This window comes from Dietzia sp. SLG310A2-38A2 (assembly GCF_014145095.1).
In the GTDB taxonomy this organism is placed as follows: domain Bacteria; phylum Actinomycetota; class Actinomycetes; order Mycobacteriales; family Mycobacteriaceae; genus Dietzia.
Genome location: NZ_JAALDX010000379.1, coordinates 1 through 3,309 on the forward strand (window position 1 = coordinate 1; position 3,309 = coordinate 3,309).

The 3,309-nt window shown below is 71.4% G+C and carries 4 protein-coding genes; 2 read left to right on the forward strand and 2 right to left on the reverse strand.

The genetic code is table 11. The annotated features are described in order from the left end of the window. Positions 1-248: 248 nt before the first annotated feature. Positions 249-1,097: a tyrosine-protein phosphatase gene (locus G6027_RS13250; RefSeq protein WP_241727109.1), complete on the forward strand. Its 849-nt coding sequence runs from the start codon at positions 249-251 to the stop codon at positions 1,095-1,097. On the opposite strand, the gene G6027_RS13255 is transcribed toward G6027_RS13250, so the two are convergent. After that, a complete protein-coding gene (locus G6027_RS13255; RefSeq protein ID WP_182637579.1) occupies positions 1,081-1,470 on the reverse strand; it encodes a hypothetical protein in 390 nt (129 codons plus the stop codon). The genes G6027_RS13250 and G6027_RS13255 overlap by 17 nt on opposite strands. 253 nt (positions 1,471-1,723) lie before the next feature. Between G6027_RS13255 and G6027_RS13260 the strand changes: the two genes are divergently transcribed. Then, complete coding sequence (locus G6027_RS13260) at positions 1,724-2,908, forward strand: DNA gyrase subunit A (protein ID WP_182637582.1); 1,185 nt, start codon at positions 1,724-1,726, stop codon at positions 2,906-2,908. Here G6027_RS13260 and G6027_RS13265 read toward each other — a convergent pair. Next, positions 2,901-3,309: PD-(D/E)XK nuclease family protein (locus tag G6027_RS13265; RefSeq protein ID WP_182637580.1), on the reverse strand; the 409-nt coding region annotated here is incomplete at its 5' end. The two genes, G6027_RS13260 and G6027_RS13265, sit on opposite strands and share 8 nt — an antisense overlap.

The following is a 3,309-nucleotide window of genomic DNA, read 5'->3' on the forward strand; positions in this document are numbered from 1 at the left end:
CCGAGACCGCGCTCCGGGCGGCCGCCGACACCGAGGCCGAGCGCTGGACCGCGGGCGGGACGGTCGACCTCAGGGGTCGTTCCACCCCGACCACGCTGGCCTGGCCGACCGGGCCCGAGGTGACGGGCGGGACAGCAGCGCGGTGAGATTCGTTTCCGCGGAGGCCGCCTCGCACCGGCACCAGCGATCCGGTAGGAACGGAGGGGTGGTGCGTCATCCGGGCGCGCGGGAGCCGAAGGGAACGCGGGATGGGCGCAGACGCGCGCATGACTACCGGGGTCGACGCCGAGGTCATCGCGGAGGTGGGTGCTGAGGTCGGCGCATCCGGACCGGTCTCCGGCGACGTCCGACTCACCAGCGTGCACAACTTCCGTGACGTCGCGGGCCCGGGTTACGCGCTCCACCCGTCCGGGAGCATGGCCCGCGGTCTGGTCTACCGTTCCACGACATTGTCGGTGGGTGAGGACGACCTCGGGGTGCTCGAACGGCTCGGGGTGAGCACCATCGTGGACCTGCGGACCGGCGACGAGATCACCAGACAACCCGATGTGGTCCCGGCCGGCGCCGAGTACCTGGCCATCGACGTCCTCGCCGGGAACACCTCCGCCGCCACCTTCACCGGGGCCGGGACGTTCAGCGTGGAGGACGCCCGGCGCGAGACGGCGACCATGTACGAGCGGTTCGTCCTCGGCGACGAGGAGCGGACCGGTTTCGGCCGCGTGGTCAGCGCCGTGGCGCGGTCGACGGGCCCGGCGATCGTGCACTGCACGGCCGGGAAGGACCGGACGGGCTGGACCTCCGCCGTGCTGCAGTTGCTCGCCGGGGTACGGGAAGAGGACGTGATCGCCGACTACATGCTGACCCGCGAGCTGTCGATCGACTTCGTCTCCTCCATCCGGGCGTACGTCCGGGCGGAGATGCCCGAGCGTCTCGACGCGATCGACGTGCTCATCGGGGTCGAGGAGAGCAACATCCGGCGTTCACTGACCGCGTTGGGCAGAGAGTTCGGGGACATCCGTCGATACCTCGTGGACGGCGCCGGGGTGGAGGAGGGCCTGGTGGAGGAGTTGGAGGCCCGGCTCAGAACAGGACGATGACGGCGCCGAGGACACCGCCGAAGGCGATCGCCTCGAGGACCACCGCGACGGTGCGGCCCACCTCGGACCGGGCCACGGAGTGCACCCTGGGACCGGCCATGGTCAGCGCGAACACCACCACGAGTACCGCCACCCCGACCAGAGTGTCGGCGAGGCGCGCCGCGACGCCGTAGACCGCCCCGAGGCCGATCAATCCCCCCGTCACCGCGGCCGAGACCGTGGTCAACGGCGCCGGGAAGACCGCGGCCGGGGTCGCCCCGTGATCCACCGGGGCGTCGCGGACGGGGTGAGGCGCCGCCGGGGCGTCGTCAGCAGGAGGCACCGGGGTGGAGCGGCTCCGGTCCCCGCCCTCAAGCGTCAGTCGTCCGTTCATGTCCAGGACCCTACGTCCCGTTTCCCGGGGAATCCTCTACCGTCCCTGTGGAACAGCTGGAAAAACGGAAAGTCCTGGTCAGCGTCCTGCAGAACGCGGAGAGATCGGTCACAACCCCCCGGATTCCGCGCTGCGTGGGGCTCGGTGGCTGCATGACCACGGGAGGGTCGGCGGGCGTAGGATTCGGCGTGGATCCGGTGGGGGCCGGGTCTGTTCTGTTGCAGGAGAAGATCGGGGGACTGGCGTGGGTGCTATGGGTGCGGTCGGTGGCTGGTTCGAGCCCGGGGACGATGCCGGGAGGGCGTGGGACGAGGCCGAGGCGGTACTCCTGGCATGTGAGGACCTGGACGCCGTGATGGAGACGATTCGGCGGTCGGAATCCCCAGTCGACGCACGACGTGCCCTCAAGCTGGGGTTCGGCTTCTCCGGGAGGCAGGCCGCGCTGCTCCTCACGCTTCCGGTGCTGTCGTTCACGCGGTCCGAGCGCGACCGGATGCGGGACAGCCGCCGTGCACGGCTGGATCTCTTCGCCGATGTCACCGGGGCGATCCCGGCGATGCGGGAGGACGGGGTCGAGATCGAGGTCGAGGACGAGGTCGAGGTCGACGCGGCGGCGCAGTCGACGCGACCGCCGGAACCGGTGTCCGCGATGCGCGCGGCCCAGGACTCCGACTCCGACTCCGATTCGGCCGCGGCCCGGTCGGGGTGGGGGGCCGAGTTCGACGGAGCCCTCGACCGGATCCGGTGGGCGATGGACGGCGAGCGGGGCCAGGGTCCGACCGGTCCGCCGTCCGTGATCGCCGACGCCGCCGGCTCCTCCGACCAGGTCTTTCGTCGATCACGGTCCGGCCGTGTTGACGAGGCCGCGGTCGTGCTCGACGAGCAGGTCGGGGAGCTGTGCGACGCGATCGCCGCCCTCCTGCAGGTGGAGAGCGTCCCCGGTGCGTGGCTCGATGATCCCCGGGCGTCCGACAGCCGGACCGGGAGCCTCCTCGACAGCTGCGGTGTCGACGATTCGGTGGGGATCCGGACTCTGCTCTGGCATCTGCGCCGGACGGGCCTGGACTCGGTCGAGGGTCTGCTGCCGTTCGCCGAACCGTTGGGCGCCGCCGAGGGGTTCGATGTCCAGGCGAGGAGATTCGAGCACGCGATGTCGGTCGGCGGGCTGGGCTCGGAACCAGGGTCCGGGGCGTCCTGGACCGGTCGTCTGTGGCCGATCGCGGAGCGACGCGGGTACGGGTACGCAGTCACCTATCGGAACGGGCCGGACGCCGGAACGGTCTGGGCGTACGGCGGGGACGAGCCACTGCACCGGGTGTGGGATTCGGTCGTCGACCTGCTGGTCGAGCTGTATCAGTCGTTGACCACCGGCGAACCCTGCGACGCCGCGGTCGCTGCCGCGACGAACGGCCGGGTGGTGTGGACGAACCTCAGCTGAGGTCCCGTCCGATGACGGTGGCCCGGTTTCCACGGCAGAACACGAGCTCGACGCGCGACACCGTCCGGCCGGTGGTCGTGGCCAGGAGTTCGGCGTACGCGCACAACTGGATCAGGTACTCGTCGACGGTCCCGCTGGTGACGGCCACATCGGTCTTGTAGTCGATGACGGACAGCGACCCGTCGGGTTCGTCCACGACCAGATCGACCACCCCGTCCACCGCCACCGGCGTGCCGTCGGCCGTGGCGAGAGTCCCCGCGACCGGCAACTCCGCCCAGTGTGGGCGGGCGGCCGCCCTCCTGACGGGTTCCGAGGTGAGGGCCGTGCGCGCGACGGCGACCATCTCCTCCACGGCCTCGGGGGTCCGGGTGCCACCGAACCCGCCGCCGAGGCCGAGCGCG

What these genes read in the sequence shown, in the direction of transcription:
- G6027_RS13250 (WP_241727109.1), top strand. Translation starts at nt 249, where the DNA reads ATGGGCGCAGACGCGCGCATGACTACCGGGGTCGACGCCGAGGTCATC.
- G6027_RS13260 (WP_182637582.1), top strand. Translation starts at nt 1,724, where the DNA reads ATGGGTGCGGTCGGTGGCTGGTTCGAGCCCGGGGACGATGCCGGGAGG.
- G6027_RS13255 (WP_182637579.1), bottom strand. Translation starts at nt 1,470, where the DNA reads ATGAACGGACGACTGACGCTTGAGGGCGGGGACCGGAGCCGCTCCACC.